11 protein-coding genes are annotated in these 18,846 nt (G+C 64.5%); 6 read left to right on the forward strand and 5 right to left on the reverse strand.

Annotated features, from left to right (window positions below; all coding sequences use genetic code 11):
• Positions 1-2 precede the first annotated feature (2 nt).
• Genes BN2476_RS46335 through BN2476_RS01810 form a run of 3 tightly spaced genes read right to left on the reverse strand, consistent with a single transcriptional unit; the run spans position 3 to position 4,095 of the window.
• A complete protein-coding gene (locus tag BN2476_RS46335) occupies positions 3-170 on the reverse strand; it encodes a hypothetical protein (RefSeq protein WP_160111660.1) in 168 nt (55 codons plus the stop codon).
• Positions 160-2,001, reverse strand: coding sequence for a murein transglycosylase A (gene mltA, locus BN2476_RS01805; RefSeq protein ID WP_087732458.1), 1,842 nt, complete (start codon positions 1,999-2,001; stop codon positions 160-162). The genes BN2476_RS46335 and mltA overlap by 11 nt, the downstream gene beginning before the upstream one ends.
• 42 nt (positions 2,002-2,043) lie before the next feature.
• Positions 2,044-4,095 (reverse strand): serine/threonine-protein kinase, encoded by a 2,052-nt coding sequence (locus BN2476_RS01810; RefSeq protein ID WP_087732459.1) that lies wholly within the window; start codon positions 4,093-4,095, stop codon positions 2,044-2,046.
• 477 nt (positions 4,096-4,572) lie between these two features.
• Between BN2476_RS01810 and BN2476_RS01815 the strand changes: the two genes are divergently transcribed.
• Genes BN2476_RS01815 through BN2476_RS01825 form a run of 3 tightly spaced genes read left to right on the forward strand, consistent with a single transcriptional unit; the run spans position 4,573 to position 13,379 of the window.
• The gene (locus tag BN2476_RS01815; protein ID WP_235850665.1) at positions 4,573-6,672 is read left to right on the forward strand and encodes a CHAT domain-containing protein; all 2,100 of its coding nucleotides are present in this window, start codon (positions 4,573-4,575) and stop codon (positions 6,670-6,672) included.
• A gap of 8 nt (positions 6,673-6,680) precedes the next feature.
• The gene (locus BN2476_RS01820; protein ID WP_087732460.1) at positions 6,681-8,360 is read left to right on the forward strand and encodes a ShlB/FhaC/HecB family hemolysin secretion/activation protein; all 1,680 of its coding nucleotides are present in this window, start codon (positions 6,681-6,683) and stop codon (positions 8,358-8,360) included.
• 24 nt (positions 8,361-8,384) lie between these two features.
• Positions 8,385-13,379 carry a beta strand repeat-containing protein gene (locus BN2476_RS01825; protein WP_235850666.1) on the forward strand — a complete coding sequence of 1,665 codons (4,995 nt, stop codon included), beginning with the start codon at positions 8,385-8,387 and terminating at the stop codon, positions 13,377-13,379.
• Between the two features lie 50 nt (positions 13,380-13,429).
• Here the strand turns inward: BN2476_RS01825 and BN2476_RS01830 are convergent, their stop codons facing one another.
• A complete protein-coding gene (locus BN2476_RS01830; protein ID WP_087732462.1) occupies positions 13,430-14,230 on the reverse strand; it encodes a PP2C family protein-serine/threonine phosphatase in 801 nt (266 codons plus the stop codon).
• Positions 14,206-14,937, reverse strand: coding sequence for a hypothetical protein (locus tag BN2476_RS01835; protein ID WP_087732463.1), 732 nt, complete (start codon positions 14,935-14,937; stop codon positions 14,206-14,208). Before BN2476_RS01835 ends, BN2476_RS01830 begins: the two co-directional genes overlap by 25 nt.
• A gap of 737 nt (positions 14,938-15,674) precedes the next feature.
• Between BN2476_RS01835 and tssA the strand changes: the two genes are divergently transcribed.
• The 3 genes from tssA (at position 15,675) to tssC (ending at position 18,818) form a co-directional block, all read left to right on the forward strand.
• Positions 15,675-16,718, forward strand: a complete 1,044-nt coding sequence (gene tssA, locus BN2476_RS01840; RefSeq protein WP_087732464.1) for a type VI secretion system protein TssA — start codon at positions 15,675-15,677, stop codon at positions 16,716-16,718.
• A 77-nt stretch (positions 16,719-16,795) separates the two neighbouring features.
• Positions 16,796-17,296, forward strand: coding sequence for a type VI secretion system contractile sheath small subunit (gene tssB / locus BN2476_RS01845; RefSeq protein ID WP_087732465.1), 501 nt, complete (start codon positions 16,796-16,798; stop codon positions 17,294-17,296).
• Positions 17,297-17,321: 25 nt separating this feature from the next.
• Positions 17,322-18,818 (forward strand): type VI secretion system contractile sheath large subunit, encoded by a 1,497-nt coding sequence (tssC, locus tag BN2476_RS01850; protein WP_087732466.1) that lies wholly within the window; start codon positions 17,322-17,324, stop codon positions 18,816-18,818.
• Positions 18,819-18,846: the final 28 nt, after the last annotated feature.

Raw genomic sequence — 18,846 nt, forward strand, 5'->3', positions numbered from 1 at the left:
TGTCATGCCGATTCGACCGGGTTGGTGATACGAGGACGCGGCGCGCGTTGCGCGGCGTTGATCACCATGAAGACTACCGCATTGGCGAATAGCTTGACGAGGCCGGTATCGATGGACGTGAAAACGAAGGGCGCGTTGGGGACGTCGCTGCCGTCGCGCTCACGGTGCATCGTCGACGCACAGTTCGGGGTCGCTTACGAGGCAATCCGCATTCGATACCGCCGGCGCGCCGCCTCGCGTTTTCAGCGTCGCCTCCTGCGCGGCGATATGCAGCCCTTTCGGCAAAAGCACCCACATGCGAATGCGTTCCTTGGTCCGGCTTGCCTGCGCCTGCGCGTTTTGGCCAAAGCCATAGAAGTAGTCCGCTCTCACCGCGCCCTGGATCGCGCCGCCTGAGTCTTGCGCCATCATCAGCCGGTCGATCGCACCGGGCGTTTGCGGATCGTCCTGCGTCGACACGAACACGGGCGCGCCGAGCGGCGTCGTGCGGGGATCGACGGCGACCGAGCGACCCGCCGACAACGGCACACCCAGCGCGCCAAGCGGTCCGTCGGGCGAATCGGGGATGCGCCGGAAGAAGACATAGCTGGGGTCCGAGATCGCGAACACGCGCTTGACGGACGCGCTTGCAGTGGACGCGGTTGCCGGTCCCGTCGCTGCTGCTTTTGCTGCTCCCGTTGCGGCATGACCCGGCTTCGAAGCAGCAGCACCGATAGCCGGCGTGACAGCGCCACCGCTTTGCGGCGTCGCTGCAGCGAGCTTGAAGCCGCGCAGCAGCGGCGACACGGGTTCGTCGTCGTCCTGCGCGCGTGCCGATGTCGAGGTCACATCACCTGTTGCATCGCCCGGCGTTTGAGCATCAGCGGTGCTGGTTGCGCCCGTCGACGTCTCGTCGACGACGTCGATCTCCACATCCATTCCACGAACGGTGATCCGCTGTCCGCTGCCGCCGCCCGTACGCGCGACAGGCGGCACGAACGGACGGCCGTTCTGCTCGGCATAAGCGAAGCGGCGGACGGTGCCATCGGGCATGCGCACTTTCCCCGCGCCCTGTACCTGCATCGAGTAGAGCATCGCCGGGTCGTCGACGTACGCGAGAATCGGCGCCTTGAGCGCGCCGCGCTCGATCTCGGCGCGCGTGTAGTACGGCACGATGCGCTCGTGATCGAGCCGCAGGCGGATCTTCTTGTCCCGTATGTCGGGCACGCTGTCGCGCAGATCGAGCGCGTAGACACCCTTGATGCCACCCGCCGCGCTATCGGTGACGGGAACGACCGTGCGCCCTTCGATGCGAGCCGCGCTCACGGCCCCGCGTGCGCGCTCCGGCAGGCGCCGTGCGTCGAGATACAGCATGTCGTCGGGCGTGCCATAGAGCGGGTAGAGAAAGGCGCCGCCGTATTGCTGGCTGCCGTTCAAAAGCGGCTCGTAATAGCCGGTCAGCGTGCCTTCGCCGCTCTTGTCCGTATTGCGGATCTGATACGCGTTGAAGTACGTCTCGAAGAAAATCCGGATCGCGGCGACGTTGCGCGCATCCACCGAGCGCGACGCGATGCAGGGTGCCGACCAGCCGGCGCGCGAGCCGAGCACCGCGCAACTGCGTTTGAACGCATCCCACGAATTGCCGAGATTGTCGGTGCTCCAGCCGGGCAGGTCGGCGAACCGGGTCGGCGCATAGTAAGCGTGACGCGTGGAGAAGGCGGTGCTCGTGCTCGCGTTTGCGACTGCCGCAGACGGGTCGGGCGTCGTCGGCATCGTGCCCGAAGCGGCGGGCGCGGCCGGGGCAGCAACGCTTGCGTGCGGCGTAGCATCGGGCTTCATGGAAGGTGCGCCTTCGGCAGGCGAGAGCGACGAAACCTGCACCGACGATTGAGCCGATGACTGAGGCGATGACTGAGCCGAAGATTGCGCCGCAGCGCCGAACGTCATCGACGTGGCCGGCTGGTTGCTGGCGCAACCGGCGCACACTGCCGCCACACCGAGCATCGCATACAGGCTGTGCATGCCGCCTCCTTCCCGCGCGCTCGCGGACGTTCGCGTCGTCCGCTACGTCGACGGGCCGACTACGTCGATCGTGAAAGTTGCTGCGCCGAATGTGTCTGGACAGTCGGTGGCGCTGGCCGCGCAACGCGGCTGACCGGCGAATGGCGAGTAGCTGGCCGTGCGGCGCACGGCTGCCGCGCGCTGCGCCTGCTCGGGGAACTCGGCGAAGACGGATTCGGCGTGCAGGCCGCCTCCGGAGAAGTCTCGCTGCGTCGGCGACACCAGCACGAGGAAGCGATTCGGGCCCGCCGGCGCACCCGCCGTCATCGGCCAACTGGCGCGCGGCAGTGCGATCGCCTGGCCGGCCGCGATCGTGTTGTTCTTGTCGAGTCCGTTCGGAAACAGCATCAGATATTGCCCGGCGGGGTCGACCATGAACACGTACACGTAGCCCGCCCGATTGCTGCTGATCCTGAATTGCAGGCGATCCTTGTTGATCCGTGCAGTGCCGTTGCGTGAAGTCGCCGTGACGCGAATCGACGGATCGGAAAGCGCGGCGATCCGCTCGAGTTCGCCGCCGGGCGTATAAGGCGGGAGCGGGGCTGCCGTGGCCTGGGTCGTGTTTGGCGCTGCATTGCCGCTTGCACTCGCGGTCGCGCTCGATGTCGATGCCGACGCGGGTGAGCCGGACGATGCTTGTGCTTGCGTCGGCACTCCGGGCGCAACATGACTGCTGCTTGCCGCATGAGCGATGTCGGTACGGCCTGCCGAACCGGCAGCACTGGCACCGGCAGAAGGCGTGGTCGATGGTGCGGGACGCATCGCGTACCAGCCGCCGAGCGCGGCGAGCCCGGCGACGGCAACTGCGCCAACGGCTATCGCCGCAGAACGGCTGCGCTTCGCATGCGGTTGCGTGTTGGCTGCTTGACGTGCCGAAGCAAGCGAACTGGCGACTCCCGAGTCCGCTCGCATGTTCCCCTCCGAACGAGCCGCAGAAGCCGCGCTTGTCTCGCGCGATTCGACAGCGCCGAACGAAGCAGCCGCAGCGACGCGCGGCACAGCCGACGCAGGCGCATCGTCGCGCGAGTCGTGCTCGCCGCCCAGTGCCAGGCCCAACCCGGTCGCGAATGTCTGCACGCTTTGCGGCCGCTCTTCGGGCCGTACCGCGAGCGCGTTGTCGATCGTCTGCACGAATGCGGGTGAATAGCGGTCCGCGGCAAGCGTCGCGAGCGGCACGTAGCTGTCGCTCATCATGCGGCCCACGGAAGGCGGTGGTGTCTTGCCCACGATCGCGAAGTAGACGACGGCGGCGAGCGCGTAGATGTCCGTCCACGGACCCTGCTTAAGCGTTGGGACTTCCGCATACTGTTCGACGGGGGCATAGCCGGGCTTCAGGATCACCGTCAGCGCCTGCGTCATGTCGCCGATCACGCGTCTTGCCGCGCCGAAGTCGAGCAGCAGCGGCCGGCCGCTGCCCTTGAGCAGCAGGATATTGTCGGGCGCGATGTCGCGGTGGTAGCACTGCGCCGCGTGCATCACGCCTAGCGCGCTGAGAAGCGGTGTCAGCAGCGCGCGCAGCCATGCTTCGTCGGGCGGCGAACTCATCGCCCGAAGCGTGTCGCGCAACGTCTGGCCTTCGTAATACGGCATCACCATGTAAGCGGTGCCGTTCGCTTCCCAGAAGCGGTAAACCTTGACGAGCGAATGATGATCGAACTGCGCGAGCAGACGCGCTTCGTTGACGAAGCTCTTCAGGCCCGCACGAAACGTCTCTTCGTGACGTTCCGAGCGCACCGTGACTTCGGCATTGTTGCCGCGCGACGCGAGTGCCGCGGGCATGTACTCCTTGAGCGCGACGTTGCGGCCCAGCTGAGTATCGTAAGCGAGGTAGACGATGCCGAAGCCGCCTTCGCCGATCAAGCCCTTGATCTCGAACTCGGCGACGCGCGTGCCGATCGCCAGTGCGTGATGCGAGTCGATGCTCGCGGCCGATGACGTCGCAGGACGGCTGTCGGACGCGGGCGCTTGCGACACGATTACCGTCTTGTCGTCGGGACTTGTCATCGGGTCGGGATGCTCATGTGAGTCCAGCCGCGCGGCGCTGCGAACACGCATGCGCCATCCTCACGCACACGCGCGTGTACTTACAAGACGAATCACGCGATCGATTTTGAAGGCGGCGCGCGAGGCCTTTCCGTCGAGGCCGCCTGTATCGCGAGATGCCACTCCCGTTCGCGCGCCCGTCGCTTTCGAGCGCCGCTTCGTGCACGCCGGCCGCTTTCAAAATAGCGAGCCCTGATTCGTCTAGTTCTGTGTAGTTCGAGGTCTCCGCGCGGCGCTCACGTCGGTTGCCTGCGCTCTCAGTCACAACGGCTCTCCAGTCAGTCGCGTCCCAGGTCCGTCCCGTAGGAAGGCGATGTGAACGAACTCAGAAGAATCCGTCGATCCTGGAGAGCGTGCAACGCATCGCGAACGGTGCCGGGCGCGGCTCCGCGCACAGGTTGGTCCGATGCGAAGCATCACATCGCGCGCTCTCGTTCCGTAGGGTTGAGCGGGTGCCTCGCTGCGCTTACCGTCTGCGTGACGCTCGTCGTGAGCGCTCCTGCATGCGGCGCCGACACCGCCGCATCTTCCAGTTCCGCTGCACCGGGCCTCGCGCCCGAATCATCCGGCTTTCGCCAGGCCGCCGAGCGCGAACGCGACGCCGAAACACTGCAGACGCTGACGGCCGAGGGACGCTTGCTGCTGTCGCGCGATCACGTCACGCTGCCTGCCTACGACTATTGCAGCATGGCGGTGTCGGCGGCCGAGCGCGGCGACTTCCGCGACAGTGTCGAGGCGGCCGCCCGCGCGCTGGTGATGGCGCAGCGCGCCGACAACGCCGATCTGGCCGCGCTCTCGAAGCGCGACCTCGCCATCGCGTACAGCTACGCAGGCGATCTCGCCGACGCCGAAAAATACGCACAGGAAGCCCTCGCATCGACGCCCAAGGCGCCCGAGCAGGTGTTCGCGCCCGCGAACAAAGTGCTCGGCGATGTCGCGCTGCGTCGCGGCCATCCGCAGGATGCGCTCGCCGCGTACAACCGCGCACTGGAAACGGCGTCGCCGCGCTATCGGCCGCTGGTGCTGCTGTCGATCACGAATGCGCAGATCGCCGCGGGCGATACGGCGGACGCGCGCAAGACATTCGATTCCGCGAGTCCTCCGCCGACGGCCGAACTCGCGCCCGCGTACCGCCGTATCGAAGGCAATCTGCTGCTGGCCGAAGGCAAGCCGGAAGATGCGCGCAACGCGTTCAACGCGCTCCTGAAGGAGAGCAGTTCGGGCGATGCGAACTACGACCGGCTGTGGGCGCACGAGGGCATCGGCCGCGCCGATCTCGTGCTCGGCGACAAGGGCAGGGCGCGCGAGGCATATCTGCTCGCCGTCGACGATTCGGAAAAGATCCGCGCGCGTTTTCGCAGCGACGAGTTCAAGACGGGCCTCTTCGGCGACACGCAGTCGGTGTTCGAAAAGGCGATCGCGCTGACTGTCGAGGTCGGCGATTATGCGTCGGCATGGAGCCTTTCCGAGCGCAGTCGCGCACGTGCGTTGCTGGATGTCGTGCGCAACCGCGTCGATGCCGGTGTCGACGACCGTCAACTGAACGGCGACGTGCCCGGTCTCGATGTGGTGCGCAATTCGCTGAAGCCGAACGAGGCGATCGTCGAGTATCACAGCCTCGAAAAGTCGATCGTCGTCTGGGTGATTCGCAATGAAGGGCTCAAGGGTTATACGCTGTCGATTGCGCGCGCCGACATGGATGCCGCCGTCACCGACATCCGGAACGCGATCGTGCGCCGCCGGCCGGCCGCGATCACGTACGGCGACAAGCTCTATGCGCTGCTGATCGCGCCACTCGGGCTGCGCGAGAACGAACGGCTGATCATCGTTCCGCACGGCCCGCTTCACTATCTGCCGTTTCAGGCGCTGCACGGCCCCGATGGCTTTCTGATCCAGCGCCATCCGATCGCGCTCGAACCGTCGGCCAGCGTCGCGGTGCAACTCGAAGCACGCGAGCGGCAAGTCGCGAGCAATCTCGTCGCGTTCGGCAATCCGACGATCGCACCCGCGTATGCGCTGCCCGGCGCCGAGGCCGAAGTGCGCGGCATCGCGCCGCTCTTCGCGCGCAACGAAGTGTTCCTGCAAGCGAGCGCGACGCGCGTGAGCTTTCGCGACAACGCGCCCGCTGGCCGCGTTCTGCATGTGGCCACGCACGCCGAGGCGGACACGATCGACCCGCTGCATTCGCGCATCCTGCTCGCGCCCGCGACGCAGCCCGCCGACGGCCCCGACTCGCTGCTCGCTAAGGACATCTACAACCTGAAGCTCGACAACGTATCGCTGGTCACGCTGTCCGCGTGCGAGACGGGACTGGGCCGGATCGCGCGCGGCGACGAAATTCTCGGCTTCACGCGCGCGTTCTTCTATGCGGGCGCGGGCAGCCTGATCGTGTCGATGTGGCCCGTGGCCGACGAATCGAGCGCGCTGACGATGCGCACGTTCTACTCGCAACTCGCTGACGGCCACGAGGCGATCGACGCGATGCGCACCGCGCAACTCACGGTCATGCAGAACCCGCGCTTTGCGCATCCGTTCTTCTGGGCACCGTTCGACCTGATGGGAGGTTGGCGCCTGAGCATCGCGCGCTAAGAACAATAATGAAGACACCACTTCGACTGATCGCGGCGGCATTGGCCTGCGGCGGAACATTCGCGTGGGGCCAGACGCTGCCGAACGCGGGCAGCATTCTCCAGCAGACCGCGCCGCGCGAGACGCGCCCAGCGCCGCCCGGCGGCGGCGAGGCGCTGCCTGCCGTGCCGCCGCCGACGACGCCTCCCGTCGCGGCGCCCGGTCCGACGTTCACGCTCAAGGGCATCACGTTCAAGGGCAACGATACGATCCCCTCCGACGAGTTGCTTGCGCCCGTGCGCGACCAGATCGGCAGGCAGATCGGCTTCGCTGATCTCGAAGCGATCGCGGCCAAGGTCACGCAGGTATATCGGGCGCGCGGCTACCTGCTGGCTCAGGTGGTGATTCCGCAGCAGGACGTGAGCGCGGGGACGGTCGAGTTCACCGTGCTCGAAGGGCGCGTGGGCCATGTGCGGCTCGATATCGCGGCGGGCACGCCGATCCGCGAAAGCCTGATACGCGAGCGCGTCGCGCAGATCCCCGTCGGCCAGCCGTTGCAGCAGCACGATATCGAACGCACGATGCTGCTGCTGTCCGACTTGCCGGGCATCCAGGTGACGTCGGCGATCGAGACGGGCGAGGAGCCGGGCACGGTCGATCTGAGCATCAGCGTCGCGCCCGCCAAACGCTGGACCTTTGCTGTCGACGTCGACAACTACGGCGCGCCGGAAAGCGGCACGTGGCGCCTGGGCGCGCTGGCGCGGCTCAACTCGCCCTTCATGATCGGCGACAACCTGGACTTGCGGCTGCTCGGCAGCGAACGGCTCGACACCGTCTATGGCCGCATCGGCTACGAGGCGCCTGTCAATGCGTATGGCACGCGCGTCGGCGTCGCCGTGTCGCGGCTCAACTACGCGCTCGGCAAGGAGTTCGCGTCGCTCGACGCGCAGGGCGAGGCGACCGTCGTCGACCTGACGCTCACGCATCCGCTCGTGCGCACGCGCAGCCAGAACCTGCTCGCGCGCGTCAATCTCGAGTATCGCGATCTGATCGACAACGTGGGCGTCGTCGATTCGCACAATCCGCGTTCGCTGATCGAAGGCAGTGTCGGCCTGAGCTACGAAAGCCGCGATACGTTTTTTGGCGGAGGCTTCAACAGCGCTGACGTGGAACTGCTGATCGGCAGCGTTCACTTCAGGAACGCGCAGGCCGAGGAAATCGATGCGTCGCCGTTTGGCCGCAACACGCAAGGCAACGAAATGCGCGCCACGTTCTTTGCGAACCGGCTGAATGCGGTGACGGAGCGCGTCAGCATGTTCGCCGGGATTTCCGGCCAGTGGGCAGCCACGACGCTCGACAACTCGTCGCGCTTTCTGCTCGGCGGGCCGCACGCGGTGCGCGCCTATTCGCCTTCCGAGGCGCTCGTCGACGAAGGATTCGTCGCGACCGTCGAAGGGCGTTACTCGATCACGTCGAAAGCGACGGTGTTCGGCTTCTTCGATTTCGGCACCGGCTGGTACAACGCGAACACGCGGCCGAACCAGGGGGCGAACGTGATCACGAGAAGCGGCGTCGGCCTTGGTGCATTCTGGTCGGCGCCGGGCGGCATCGCGGTGCAGGGCACGATCGCGTGGCGCACGACGGGCTCCGATACGACGGGCAACGACAAGGTGCCGCGCTTTTATGTGCAGTTGACGAAGACGTTCTAGTGGACCATCGGCCTGAGGTGTGCGATGAACAAGCCCTCCAATGTGCGACCGGGTATGCGATCGGGTGTGCGGCCGGGTGTGGGACCGTTACGCGCCGGCACGATCGCCAGCGCGGTGACTGCGCTGTTCGCTGCGTCGTGCGGGCCGACGGCGCTAGCGAATCCGACTGGCGCGCAGGTGGTGTCGGGAACGGTGAGCGTCGCGGTGCCCAGTGCCGGGCAAATGAACATCACGCAATCGTCGCCCAAGGCGATCGTCAACTGGAACACGTTTTCGATCGGCGCGAGCGAGGGCGTGAAGATCGTCCAGCCGTCGGCGAGCGCGGCCTTGCTCAACCGCGTGATGGGCAACGACCCGAGCGTGATCGCGGGACGCCTGCAGGCAAACGGCAAGGTGTTCCTCGTCAATCCCGCCGGCGTGATCTTTGCGCCCGGCTCGTCGGTGAACGTCGGTTCGCTGGTCGCGTCGACCCTCAATATCTCGAACGCCGATTTCCTTGCGGGCAACTACCGCTTTGTCGGCGCATCGGCGGCGCCCGTCAGCAACGCCGGCACGCTCACGGCCGAATCGGGCGGCACGATCGCGCTGCTCGGCGGGACCGTCAGCAATACGGGTACGGTGAGCGCGCGTCTCGGCACGGTTGCGCTCGGCGCGGGCAGCGACATCACCGTGGACTTCGCCGGCGACGGCTTGACCACGCTGAAGATCAACGAAGGTGCGGCGCGCGCGCTGATAGGCAACACCGGGACACTCGCGGCCGACGGCGGCACCGTGATCATGAGCGCGCAGACAGCCGATGCGCTTGCCGGCACCGTGATCAACCAGCAGGGGATCGTGCGCGCGCAGAGCCTTGCCGAGCGCAATGGACACATCGTGCTCGACGGCGGCACGAACGGCGTCGTGATGGCGGGCGGGACGCTCGATGCAACGGGCGGCGCGGGCCTGACGGGCGGCCGCGTGGACATCACAGGTTATGACGTCGCGCTGCCCGATGGTGCGAGTGTCGATGCGAGCGGCGCGGTGGGCGGCGGCACGGTGCGCTTTGGCGGAGGCGCGGCAGGCGGCGATGCCGACATTCGCAACGCGAACGCAATCTGGATGTCGCCGACTGCGAGCATTCACGCCGATGCATCGCTGAACGGTAACGGAGGCCATGTCGTCGCGTACAGCGCGATGGCGAGCCGCATTTACGGCACGCTGTCGGCGAAGGGCGGCCCACAGGGCGGCGACGGCGGACTGATCGAGACCTCGGGCCATTATCTCGACACGGCCGGTGTGAGGATCGATGCGTCGGCAGTCAGAGGGAAGGCCGGGACCTGGCTGCTCGATCCGTTCGATGTCTTCATCCAGCCGGACCCGATCGGATTTGCGCCAGGCAGCACGACGACGTTCGCGGCAGCGAGTGACAACAGCGTCGTGTTCCGTTCCGACATCGAAACGCCGCTTGGCAACGGCACGTCGGTCACGATCACGACGGGAACGGGCGGCGCGCAGGCGGGCAATATTTCCATCCAGACGCCGATCACGAAAACCTTGCTATCGCCGGCGGGCAACAACGCGACGACGCTCACGTTCAGCGCGGCCGGCTCGATCACGGATATCGGACAGAACATCTCATCGCAGGCGGGCCCGCTCAATCTCGTGTTCGACGCGAATGTGGGCGGCACGACGCCCGCCAATTCGGTGACCCTCACCAACGTTGCAATCGATACCAACGGCGGATCGCTGACGATCGGCGACACGGGGCAGAGCGCGGTGAGCATCAACACCTCGACGGTGCATACGGAAGCGGGCGCGATCAATATCAACGGCGCCGCGGCGGAAATCGACGGCGTCACGATCGGCTATTCGCTGCTTGCCACGACGAGCGGCAACGTGACGCTCGCCGGTTCGGGCACGTTCGGCAATGGCATCAACATGCAGCAGAGCGCGATCGAGACCGCGAGCGGCGCGATTTCGCTCAGCGGCAGCGGAAGCGCGGGCCAGTTCGGCGGCACCGCGTTCGGCGTGACCATCTCGGCCGGACCCTACGCGCAGCTCAATCCGGACGAATCGACGACGCTGATCCCGAACATCGACGTGACGGGCAGCGGCACGGTCACGATCAACGGTGTCATCACGAGCAGCACGAGCGGCTCCGGCGTGAACCTCAACAACGCGCAGCTGACGGCGGCGACGGGCAATGTCGCGTTGACGGGTTCTGCAAACATCACCAATCAGGGCGCGGGCGTGACGTTGCAGAACGCGGCGATCAACACGACGGGTGGAGGCGTATCGATCACGGGTTCGGTGTCCGCCGATCAGGGCGTCGCGCTCGGGTATGCGACGACGGGCCTCCCTTCGGGCGTCGCGCTCGGCTATGCGCTCGTCAGCACAGGTGACGGCAGTATCGGCGTGACGGGCTCGTCGAGCATGCGCGGCTTGTCGAGGTTGGCCGGTGCAGGCGTCGACATCGAGCAAAGCGCGCTGCGCACGACGGGGCAAGGCTCGATCTCCGTGACGGGCGCTGCGACCAGCGCGGTCGACGGACCGGCGACGGGCGTGATCGTCAACGGCAATTTCACGAACCAGTCGCCGCCGGGCACGACGCCGGCTTTTTCAGCGACGGGCGCCGGCGCGATCTCCGTCAACGGCAGCGCACAAGCGACGGCTGGCACCGGCATCAGCGTGCACAACGCGATGTTCGCGGCCGCGTCGGGCGCGATCGGCGTGGCGGGCGCGGCGACAGTGAGCAGCTCGGCTCAGGGCGTTCACCTGGAGAATACGCGGATCAGCGACGGCGCAGGCAACGTGACCATCAGCGGCACTGCGAATGTCCTGCTTGACGGCACCGGCGTCGTGCTTGTCAATACATCGGCGAGCACTACGAGCGGCAGCGTCTCGGTGAACGGCACCGTCACGGGGGCCACGACATTCGGCATGGGCGTCAGCGCATTCGAGGGATTCCTGGTCACCAACCCCGACACCACCGTTACGCAATTGCCGCTGATCATCACGGGCAGCGGCAACATCGTCGTGGCGGGCAGCACCCCCGCGACGACGTCGGGCAGCATCGCGTTCGACCTGAACAACGGATCGATCTCGTCGACGAGCGGCTCGATCTCGCTGTCGGGCAGAACCACGGGCACGCCCGCGACGAACCTCGCGTCGACGGGCGTGGTGCTCGAAAGCCAGACTGAATCGATTGTGCCGACGCCTTCGACCATCACGACGGGCAGCGGCCAGTTGAGCATCGACGGCAGTGGCTCCGGCGCGAACGCGCAAGGCGTGCTGATCGCCGACGGCACGCAGATCGTGTCGAACAACGGCGGCGCAATCGATATCCGCGGCGTCGTGACCAGCCCGACCACCAGCGCGAACGGCGGCAACGTTCAATTCGACTACGGCACGCTGATCCTGAACGGCAGCGTGATTTCGACGAAGCCCGGCAGCACGATTTCGCTCGCCGGCTCGACCAACACGTCGGATGCGGGTCTCGCGTTCGGTGCGGTGCCCATGCCGCAATTGATGAGTTCGTTCGCGGTCTCGAGCTTCTTCCACGCGGCGGGCCCCGTGTCGATCAACGGCGCCCCGGGCAGCTCGGTCGTGCTGCGCGCCGCGAACGACAACACGTCGCAAAGCATCTTGAGCCGCAGCGCGAGCATCACGGGCGGCGGGGGCGTGCTTTCCATATTGCCGGCCAGCGTCGATCCTTCGACGTTCGCGCTCACGCCGCAGGACGCGACGCCGATCACGCTGTTCGGTACGAGCGGCGGCATGAGCATCGACGCGCAGACGTTCGGGAGCTTCACGAACTTCCAGACGCTCACGCTCGGCTCGGACACGCAGACTGGCCTCATCACCGTGAACGGCGTGTGCGGCTCGGCGAGCAGCTCGTGCCAGCTCGTCAAGCCCGGGCTGAACATGAACCTCGCGTTGTCGAATCCGGGCGCAGGCAGTCAGGGTATTCAACTGACGTTCGGGCTGTCGCTTGGCGCGGGGCATACGTTGTCGCTGGTGTCGGCGGGCGCCGTGACCGACCCGGGTGGCATCCAGGCGGCGAACCTGCTGCTGTCCGGGCCCGGCTCGTTTACGCTGACCGATCCGCAAAACGACGTCGGCGTGCTCGCGCTCGTCAATGCGGGCAACGTGAACTTTGTCGATTCACACGGCTTCGCGATCGGGCCGGTCATAAGCCAGTCATACAACGCGACCTCGGGCACGTTGACCGCGATCGACGGCACGAACTCGACGCTGACGGGCAATCTGATCGCGCAGGCCGCGACGGGCAATGTCGCGCTCAATACCAGTCTGACCTCGGGCGGCACCGTCGACCTCGTGATGGAGAACGGCGTATTCACGGCGGGCAGCACGGGCGCGCTGAGCGCCTCGAATGGCTGGCGGATCTGGGCGGCCACATGGAATCAGGAAGTACGCGCAAACGTGCAGCCCAATACCGCGCAGCCCAACTTCTACGGATGCATCTTCGGCGCCGGATGTAGCTGGGGCGGCACGGTGCCGACGACGGGCAATCATTACGTGTATGTCGCAAGGCCCACTGTGATCGTCACCGCGAACGGCACGACGCGCTTCGCCGGCGCACCCAACCCTGCGTTCACGTTTACGGCCAGCGGACTCATCAACGGCGATACGGCAGCAGGCGCGCTGACAGGTTCACTCACCACGACGGCGAACCAGAATTCGCAGCCAGGCCAATATCCGATCGATCCGAACTTCCTGTCGAGCGTCGGGTATGTCGTGAACGAAGTGCCCGGCACGCTGACCGTGATCACCATGCCGAATCTCGTTGCGCAAGCCGGCTTGCAGTCGTTCTTCAGCAACCAGGCGCAAACCTTCGTCTACGAAAACAACCTGCAAGGGACGAATATCTGCATCGGTTCGAACCAGCCGCTCTTTACGACGGCGGCACCCGGCGACAATCAGGACATACTCGCCGTCGAATGGAAGCGCGTGCGCTCGCAGCCCAATCTGAACAGTTGCATGTTGCTGAACAGTCCGCATGGGTGTGGCGATTTCTAGCAACGTTCGGCGGCTGGCGTAGAGATCGACGGCAGGCGCGATGCGCACTGTCATGAAGGCGCGCGGCTCGTCTGCAATATGGTGGCCTGCGTGTCTTCCGCGTCGACGATCCATACTGCCATTGCGCTCAGGTTATCGCGGTTCGCATCCGCCGATGCGCGCACTTGCGCGGCGAGTGCGTCGAGCCAGGCGTCCGGTGTCGCGGCGTTGTGCAGCGCTTCGCACATGCCGGTTTCGTCGACGTACTCCCACAGCCCATCGCTGCACAGCAGGAACGCGTCGCGATCGAGCAGGTTGAAGGTGCCGGTGGAACCCGTTATGTGCAGATCTCCGCGCGTGCCGAGCGCCGCGAGCAGCACGTTGCGGCGCGGATGATGGCGCGCCTGATCGGGGGACAGCAGGCGCGCGTCGACCATTTCCTGAACCATGCTGTGATCGCGCGTCTGCACACGGACATTGCCGCTACGGAAGCAATAGAGACGCGAATCGCCGCAATGCGCCCACGCCGCCGTGCGCTGCTCGCAGTCGATCGCGAGCACCACGGCCGTCGAGCGCATGTCTTTGAGCGCGGCGCCGCCACGCGTCTGTTCTTCGACGATGTTGTCGTTCGCGTGAGCGAGCGCGCTCACGAGACGCTGGCCCGTCGGCGGCAACTCGCCAACGGTCAGATAACGCAGATCCGCAAGTACGGAATCGACGACGATCGCCGATGCCGTATCGCCGCCGCCATGTCCGCCCGCGCCATCCGCAAGCACGCAGTAGTAAAGGCGCTCGCTCGACCAGTCGCCTAGCGAGTCTTCGTTGCGTTGCCGGCCGCCGCGGTCCGTCAGGCTTGCTGTGACAAGTCGCACAGAAAGCCTCGCTCAGGAGCGGGCTCGGCCGCTGGCGCGTGCGACTGCTCGGCGAGGATGCCCAGCACGAGCAGGATCGCGATCCTGTTATCCGCGACGATGTCGATGCCGAGCGTCTTCGCGATCCACTGACCGATGCTCGTCGCGGCGAAATCGGTGGGCAGCGAGCCTTTCTTCAGCGTGACGCCGAGCTTGCGGGCGCGATAGTGATACGACGCGATCCTGTAGCGCGTGGCAATCTCCGCCAGTCCGCCTTTTTCGTTCGAGAGCCAGCCGAGGCTGCCTGCAAGCAGCAACTGGTCGACTTTGTCGAGCCCGGCAATGAAGCGCGCTGCCGATTCCCGCACAATGCGCTCGTCAAGTCCGTGTTGCAGCAACACGGAGCCGACTGGGTCGCCTTGCACGGCTGCCTGTTGCTCGATCTCGGCCAGCACGTCTTCGTTGTCGAACACGACGTTGCGCTGATGACCGGCATTGCGCAGGCAATCGATCAGATAACGGCGAAAATATGCGCACACTGCATGACCGTTTGACGGCGCGCTATGTAGTGGGAACGCTTCCGGATGCGCATGCGCGGCTTCGAGACGAAAAACCTTGAAATAAATGAACTGCGAGATCAACTCTTCCTTGTCTTCGCCTAGCGCCTGTAATTCGAATGGGTAATACGTCTGAAGTGCGCGGCGAACGATTAAATACATCGAAGCCATTTCGTCATGGTTCAGACATGTACGGCGCCGCCACAAGTCCGGCAACGCCGCATCGCAAGCACGGTCGACCGCACGTGCGCATTCTATGTGTGTCACACGTCACCCCGCATGATGAGCACAGCGTCACGCTGTGCGGATTCAGTACCCGAAAAGCGTCCGTTCGTTTGAAGCTGGGAAACTGACATACGGCTATCGGTCCGTGGCCGTTCAGCGTCGACTAATAGAGGAAACAGGTATTCACCGCAATAGTGCGAAAAGTACTGCCTTAGGTATTGCACACGCCCGGCCAAAACCAATATGAGGGTTTACCTTATTGCGTCCAATCGTGCTTTTTTTCAATTTCGTGAGACTCGAACGTTTACTAGATGGTAATGCCGCCGAGTGACGCGCAAGTTGCGATCGATGCAAAACCAAGACCGTATGCGCATCTTGCGTTTTTTTAAGGCGTTTAGAAACGCCATTTTTAATTGAATTTTTGAATCGGCTTTACAAAAGCGAGAGCATCGAACCTGTCCTTTAATTTTAAGGATTGCGTGCTATGCTCGTATCGGTCTGTCGCAGCAGTGACCGCGTTGCATCGTGGCTGTATAAACGCGTCCATACATAAGTAATCCGAATTGATTAAATTGACTATTCGATCCGGGGGAAGTCCAGTTTCGACGGTTAACGTGGCGTGAGTCGTCGCGAAGAGCGAGCACGCTAAAACTATTCGTCTCTGACTGCAGCGAATACAAGAAATGGCCACGCTCGATGCCGGGGTACTGCTTGCCGAAATCTCACCAGAAAGCCCTTGTGGGGATGATGTCGAATACGACCCGCTGTTCCTCGAACTCGAACAGGCTGTCCACGGCAAGCCGGATGTCCAGTACGGCGCAACCGTAGTCGCTGCCACGCCGCCGGACTGGAAGACAGCTCAGTCGCTTTCTCTCGAACTGTTCGGCAAGAGCCGCGACTTGCGTGTGGCCGCGCATCTTGCGCGCGCGCTGCTGCATCGTCAGGGCTTCGAGGGTCTTGCCGAAGGGCTTGCACTGATCGAAGCGCTGCTCGAACAGCACTGGAATCATGTCCATCCGCAACTCGATCCCGACGACGACAACGACCCGACCGCGCGCATCAATGCACTGACCGTCCTCGTCGATCAATCCGGCATGCTGCTGGACGTGCGCGATACGCCGCTTGTCGCTTCGCGCTCGCATGGCATGGTCAGACTGCGGGACATCGAATATGCGAACGGCGACGCGCCCGCGCCCGAGGGCGTCGAACCGTTGTCCCTCGCATCGATCGACGCGGCGATCGCCGACGTGCGCGACGATGCCGTGCGCGTCGTCGCTGCGTTGCAGGGCGCGCGCACCAGCAACACGCGTATCGAAACGCTGTTGACGGAGCGCGTCGGCACGGCCCAGGCGATCGACCTGTCGCCGTTGTCGCGTCTGTTGCAACAGGCGGCGGGATTTCTTGGCGAGCGTGTCGGCGAAGCCGTGCCGCAAGTTGCGAACGACGCAGCGGCGGGCGACGGCGAGACAGACGTGCCCGCAGGCACGGCCGCGCGAGCGGGCACGAGCGCGCCGCCGACGGGCGACGTGAACAGCCGGCAGGACGTGATCCGCCTGCTCGACAAGATCTGCGCTTACTACCAGAAGCACGAGCCGTCGAGCCCGGTGCCGTTGTTGTTGAACCGCGCGCGGCGTCTCGTGGACAAGAACTTCATGGAAATACTCGAGGACCTGGCGCCCGAAGGTCTTGGCCAGGCCCGGCAGGTTGGCGGTATCGAGAACGAATAGTCGTGGGGAGTTGATCGCATCGCAACTGATACGCTGCCCCATCTTTCGACGGTGCGGCGTCAACCAGGGGAACTGTCGTGGCCAAGGAAAGCAGCCAGAAATTCATTGCACGCAATCGCGCGCCGCGCGTGCAGATCGAATATGACGTCGAGGTGTATGGCTCGGAGAAGAAGGTGCATCTGCCGTTCGTGATGGGCGTGATGGCCGACTTGTCCGGGCAGCCTGCCGATCCGCTTGCACCCGTCGCGGACCGCAAGTTTCTGGAAATCGACGTCGACAACTTCGATGAGCGCCTCAAGTCGATGAAGCCGCGCGTCGCGGTGCAGGTGCCGAACATGCTGACAGGCGAAGGCAATCTCGCCGTCGACATGACATTCGAGAGCATGGACGATTTTTCTCCCGCCGCCGTCGCGCGCAAGATCGATGCGCTGTCGAAGCTGCTCGAGGCGCGCGGCCAGTTGCAGAACCTGCTGACTTATATGGACGGCAAGACCGGCGCCGAGGAATTGATCGCGAAAGTACTGAACGATCCGGCCTTGCTGCAATCGCTCGCATCCGCGCCGAAGCCACAGGAATAAGCGCGACCAACAGTGGAGTCTGACCATGGCCGAACCGACCCCCCAGGAGCAGGCGCAGCAGGCAGAAGGCACGCTCGAAATGAGCGACTTCGCTAATCTGCTGCAAAAGGAATTCAAGCCGAAAAGCGAGAAAGCGAAAGAAGCCGTCGAGACGGCCGTGCGCACGCTCGCCGAACAGGCGCTGCGCGATACCGCTGTCATTTCGAACGATGTTCTCGCGACCATCGAGGGCTTGATCGCGCAGATCGACAAGAAGCTGACCGATCAGATCAACCTGGTCATTCACTCGGAAGAGTTCCAGAAAGTGGAGAGCGCATGGCGCGGTCTGCACTATCTCGTGAACAACACCGAGACCGACGAGTCGTTGAAGATTCGCGTGATGAATATTTCGAAGGGCGAGTTGTACAAAACGCTCAAGAAATACAAAGGTACGGCATGGGACCAGAGCCCGTTCTTCAAGAAGCTCTATGAAGAAGAATACGGCCAGTTCGGCGGTGAGCCTTATGGCGCGCTCGTCGCTGACTATTACTTCGACAACAGCGGTCCCGATGTCGACCTGCTGACCCAGATCGCGAAGATCTCCGCCGCCGCGCACGCGCCGTTCATCGCGGGCGCGGACCCGGCCGTCATGCTGATGGATTCGTGGCAGGAGCTGGCCAATCCGCGCGACCTGACGAAGATCTTCCAGACCCCCGAGCATGCCGCGTGGCGCTCGTTGCGCGAGTCGGAAGATTCGCGCTACATCGGTCTCGCGATGCCGCGCTTTCTTGCACGCGCGCCCTATGGCGCGAAGACCAACCCCGTCGACGAATTCGACTTCGAAGAAGACACGGCCGGCGCAGACAGCGGCAAATACGCATGGGCCAACGCGGCCTACGCGATGGCGACCAACATCAACCGCTCGTTCAAGATGTACGGCTGGTGCTCGCGGATTCGCGGCATCGAGTCGGGCGGCGCGGTCGAGGGCTTGCCGGTGCATTCGTTCCCGACCGACGACGGCGGCGTCGACATGAAATGCCCGACGGAAATCGCCATCAGCGACCGGCGCGAAGCAGAACTGGCGAAGAACGGCTTCATGCCGCTCGTGCACAAGAAGAACTCGGACTTTGCCGCGTTCATCGGCGCGCAATCGTTGCACAAGCCCGCCGAGTACGAAGATGCCGATGCCACGGCGAATGCGAATCTCGCCGCGCGTCTGCCGTATCTGTTCGCGTGCAGCCGCTTTGCGCACTACCTGAAGTGCATCGTGCGCGACAAGATCGGCAGCTTCAAGGAGAAGGACGACATGCAGCGCTGGCTGCAAAACTGGATTCTTCAGTACGTCGACGGCGATCCTGCTCATTCCAGCGAAGAGTCGAAAGCACGCCGGCCGCTTGCCGCCGCCGAAGTCGTGATTGAAGAAGTCGAAGGCAACCCCGGTTATTACACGTCGAAGTTTTTCCTGCGTCCGCATTACCAGTTGGAAGGCCTGACCGTGTCATTGCGGCTGGTCTCGAAGCTTCCGTCCGCCAAGGCGGCATGACGGAATTCCGTTGTTACCGACGAAACGT

This window comes from Paraburkholderia piptadeniae (assembly GCF_900007165.1).
GTDB lineage: Bacteria > Pseudomonadota > Gammaproteobacteria > Burkholderiales > Burkholderiaceae > Paraburkholderia > Paraburkholderia piptadeniae.

What these genes read in the sequence shown, in the direction of transcription:
- BN2476_RS46335 (WP_160111660.1), bottom strand. Translation starts at nt 170, where the DNA reads ATGCACCGTGAGCGCGACGGCAGCGACGTCCCCAACGCGCCCTTCGTT.
- mltA (WP_087732458.1), bottom strand. Translation starts at nt 2,001, where the DNA reads ATGCACAGCCTGTATGCGATGCTCGGTGTGGCGGCAGTGTGCGCCGGT.
- BN2476_RS01810 (WP_087732459.1), bottom strand. Translation starts at nt 4,095, where the DNA reads ATGCGTGTTCGCAGCGCCGCGCGGCTGGACTCACATGAGCATCCCGAC.
- BN2476_RS01820 (WP_087732460.1), top strand. Translation starts at nt 6,681, where the DNA reads ATGAAGACACCACTTCGACTGATCGCGGCGGCATTGGCCTGCGGCGGA.
- BN2476_RS01825 (WP_235850666.1), top strand. Translation starts at nt 8,385, where the DNA reads ATGAACAAGCCCTCCAATGTGCGACCGGGTATGCGATCGGGTGTGCGG.
- BN2476_RS01835 (WP_087732463.1), bottom strand. Translation starts at nt 14,937, where the DNA reads ATGGCTTCGATGTATTTAATCGTTCGCCGCGCACTTCAGACGTATTAC.
- tssA (WP_087732464.1), top strand. Translation starts at nt 15,675, where the DNA reads ATGGCCACGCTCGATGCCGGGGTACTGCTTGCCGAAATCTCACCAGAA.
- tssC (WP_087732466.1), top strand. Translation starts at nt 17,322, where the DNA reads ATGGCCGAACCGACCCCCCAGGAGCAGGCGCAGCAGGCAGAAGGCACG.